At 71.1% G+C, this 3,459-nt stretch carries 3 protein-coding genes; 2 read left to right on the top strand and 1 reads right to left on the bottom strand.

Features of this window, described 5'->3' with window-relative positions; all coding sequences use genetic code 11:
* Positions 1-30 precede the first annotated feature (30 nt).
* A complete protein-coding gene (locus ACWJ6R_RS32705) occupies positions 31-1,008 on the bottom strand; it encodes an AAA family ATPase (RefSeq protein ID WP_449065923.1) in 978 nt (325 codons plus the stop codon).
* 534 nt (positions 1,009-1,542) lie between these two features.
* Here ACWJ6R_RS32705 and mraZ point away from each other — a divergent pair.
* Positions 1,543-1,974: a division/cell wall cluster transcriptional repressor MraZ gene (gene mraZ, locus ACWJ6R_RS32700; RefSeq protein WP_449065922.1), complete on the top strand. Its 432-nt coding sequence runs from the start codon at positions 1,543-1,545 to the stop codon at positions 1,972-1,974.
* A gap of 491 nt (positions 1,975-2,465) precedes the next feature.
* Positions 2,466-3,401, top strand: a complete 936-nt coding sequence (rsmH, locus tag ACWJ6R_RS32695; RefSeq protein ID WP_449065921.1) for a 16S rRNA (cytosine(1402)-N(4))-methyltransferase RsmH — start codon at positions 2,466-2,468, stop codon at positions 3,399-3,401.
* The last annotated feature ends 58 nt before the right edge of the window (positions 3,402-3,459 follow it).

Below are 3,459 nucleotides of genomic sequence, written 5' to 3'. Positions count from 1 at the left end.
CCGGGGCGCCGGCCCGCCCGTCCCGCGGGCTCATCGGGCCTGCGCCTCGGGTACGGGCACCCGGCGCACCAGCTCGGCGATCACCTGCTCGGGCTGGCGGCGCTGGCCCTGCGCCTCGACGCTGGGCAGCAGGCGGTGGGCCAGCACGGGCAGGCATAGGTCCTGCAGGTCGTCGGGGATGACGTAGTCGCGCCCGGCGAGCGCGGCGTGCGCCCGGGCCGCGCGGACCAGCTGCAGGGTGGAGCGCGGGGAGGCGCCGAGCCGCAGGTCGGGGGAGTGGCGGGTGGCGGTGACCAGGTCGATCGCGTACTTCTTGATCGGCTGGGAGACGTAGACCGCGCGCACCGCCTCGATCAGGGCGCGCACCTCGGCGGTGGTGGCCACCGGCTCCAGCTTGTCGATCGGGGAGGTGGCGCCGTGCACGTCGAGCATCTCCAGCTCGGCGGCGGGCTCCGGATAGCCCATCGCGATCCGCGCGGTGAAGCGGTCGCGCTGCGCCTCCGGGAGGGGATAGGTGCCCTCCATCTCGATCGGGTTCTGGGTGGCGATCACCATGAAGGGCGCGTCGAGCGGGTAGGTCGTGCCGTCGACGGTGACCTGGTGCTCCTCCATGCACTCCAGCAGGGCCGACTGCGTCTTGGGCGAGGCGCGGTTGATCTCGTCGCCGACCACGATGTTGGCGAACACCGGACCGGGCTTGAACTCGAACTCCCTGGTCTGCTGGTTGTAGGCGCTGACCCCGGTGATGTCGCTGGGCAGCAGGTCGGGGGTGAACTGGACGCGGCGCACCGGACAGTCGATGGACCGCGCCAGGGCCTTGGCGAGCATGGTCTTGCCGACGCCGGGCACATCCTCGATGAGCAGATGGCCCTCGGCCAGCAGGACGGTCAAGGTCAGGCGGATGACGTCGCTCTTGCCCTCGATGACCGATTCGATCGCCTCGCGGATCCGGTGCGCGGTGGTCACCAGGTCGTCGAGCCGAGGTGAGACGTCATGGGTTACTGCCACCAGGCCTCCATGAGGGTGCGGCGGTTGCGCGCCGGGGGGTACGTATTGCGGGAGGCCGGCATGGCCCCTCTCCCATTGTGAGTGCCGACCCTACGTCTCCGCGGGTTCCTCGGCGACTTTATGCGGTCATTGAGGTCGATTTCGGGTGAACGGCCCACAGTGTGCGCGCTAGATGTTCGATCTCGGGGAATTCCGGGTCCGGATCCCGTGCCGAGTCGTGACGTCTCCTGGACACGCCCTGCTCCTGTCCGCCCACCGCTCCGCCCGGCGCGCGGCCGCCGGGCCGCGTGCCCGGCCCTCGGCCTCCGCTGCCCCGGGGCTCTGCCGACACGCCCGTGGCGCCCGGGGGACCGCGCGCCCGCTCCACCCGGCTCCACCTCGCTGACCTGGGGAAATATCAGCCGATTCGGATGTGGATCGTGCCGGAATCAGTTGACGGTGGGGAGAAGTGGAGTATGGTGGTGCGCAGTGGAGGGCCGAGCTGTGGAGAGAGTGCAGCGCTGAGCGTTCCGCTGGGTGCGGGAGGTGGGGCCGATGTTCCTCGGCACTCATCATCCGCGCCTCGACGACAAGGGACGGCTGTTCCTGCCGGCGAAGTACCGCGAGGAGCTGGCGGAGGGTCTGGTGATCACCAAAGGCCAGGAGCGCTGCCTCTACGTATTTCCCGTAGAGGAGTTCCAGCGCATCACCGAGGCTCTGCGAACCGCGCCGGTGACCGCGAAGGCGGTCCGTGACTACAGCCGCGTCCTCTTCGCCAGTGCGTCCGACGAGTTCGCCGACAAGCAAGGCCGTGTCACCATCCCGCAGGCGCTGCGTGAGTACGCCCGCCTGCGGCGCGACTGCGTGGTCATCGGGGCCAACACCCGGTTGGAGATCTGGGACGCGCAGGCATGGGACGCCTACCTGGCCGACCAGGAGCAGGCTTTCGCCGATCTGTCGGAGGAGGTGCTGCCAGGGATTCTGTGATTCCACGGTCGACTCATCGGTGAACACGTCGTTCGGCGAGGTCTCCACCCGCAACCAGCCGCGCACCAGCTGATGCACCTTCCCCGGTGTCAGGTGGTGCGAGGACACGCGGGTGCGGATGGGGACCTGGCCGGACGGCCCCGGGGTGGGGGCCCGTCAGAGCCTGCTGCGTGAACCCCGTACTCTGCGGTGGCGGCGCCGGGACGGCGTCTCCCCGTGTTGCCACCTCGCTCCACCAGAAGCCTCGCCCGGTCCGCGTCCGTCGCGGACCGGGCGGGGCTGGTCCGCGTCCGGACCGGGGCGTCCGTCGCCGTGTGGCGGCCCCGTCCGGGAACGCCGCCCGCGGCGGGTGAGGCCCGCCCAGCGGGTTCCATGACACCGATGAGCGTCCGCCGCGTATCCGCGAGCGAGGCGGCGAAGGGGGGGTGTGCTCCGATGCACGCCGAGAACGACAGGAACGGTCCTCAGGGGCCGGGCGGGCACGTGCCGTGATGCTCGACCGCGTGCTCGAACTGCTGGCCCCCGCGCTGGACCGGCCCGAGCCCGTCGTCGTCGACGCGAACCTCGGCCTCGGCGGGCACGCCGAGGCCCTGCTGGCCGCGCACCCCTCGCTCCACCTCGTCGGGATCGACCGCGACCCCACCGCGATCGAGCGCTCCACGGCCAGGCTCGCGCCGTACGCCGGCCGGACCACGCTGGTGCGCGCGGTCTCGGACGAGCTCACCGACGTGCTGGCCGGGATCGGCCGCCGGCGGATCGACGGGGCCCTGTTCGACCTGGGCGTCTCCTCGCCCCAGCTCGACGAGGCCGAGCGGGGCTTCGCCTACTCCTACGACGCGCCGCTGGACATGCGGATGGACCGGGAGGAGGAGCTGACGGCCGAGAGCGTCGTCAACACCTATCCCGTCGCCGAGCTGATCCGGATCCTCCGTGATTACGGCGAGGAGAGATTCGCCCCGCGTGTCGCGCACCTAATTGCCAAGGAAAGGGCCAGGGAAGCCATAACGTCTACCAAGAGGCTTGCGGAGATCGTCCGTACGGCGATCCCCGCAGCCACGCGGAGAACCGGGGGAAACCCTGCAAAAAGGACTTTTCAGGCATTGCGGATCGAGGTGAACGCGGAGTTGACGGCACTGGAGAGGGCGCTGCCCGCGGCACTCGACGCGCTGACGCTCGGCGGGCGCGTCGTCGTGCTCGCCTACCACTCTCTCGAGGATCGGCTGACCAAGCAGATCCTCACCGCGCGGACCCGGGACACCAGCCCGCCGGGGCTGCCCGTCCCGCTCCCGGCCCACCAGCCGAGGTTCGCCCTGCTGACGAAGGGAGCCGAGCTCCCGAGCGAAGAGGAGGTGGCCCGCAACCCGCGGGCGGCCTCTGCCCGTTGCCGGGCGGCAGAAAGGATCCGTGAGGCAGTTGACGAGAGCTGAGCCAGACGCCCGCCGCGCCGCGCCCGGCGCGACAGGCGGGCCCCGCGGGCCCCCCGCG

It is taken from the genome of Planomonospora algeriensis (genome assembly GCF_977012225.1).
The sequence above is the reverse complement of the archived record's forward strand: the minus strand, read 5'-3'. Positions and strand labels throughout refer to the sequence as shown.

What these genes read in the sequence shown, in the direction of transcription:
- mraZ (WP_449065922.1), top strand. Translation starts at nt 1,543, where the DNA reads ATGTTCCTCGGCACTCATCATCCGCGCCTCGACGACAAGGGACGGCTG.
- rsmH (WP_449065921.1), top strand. Translation starts at nt 2,466, where the DNA reads ATGCTCGACCGCGTGCTCGAACTGCTGGCCCCCGCGCTGGACCGGCCC.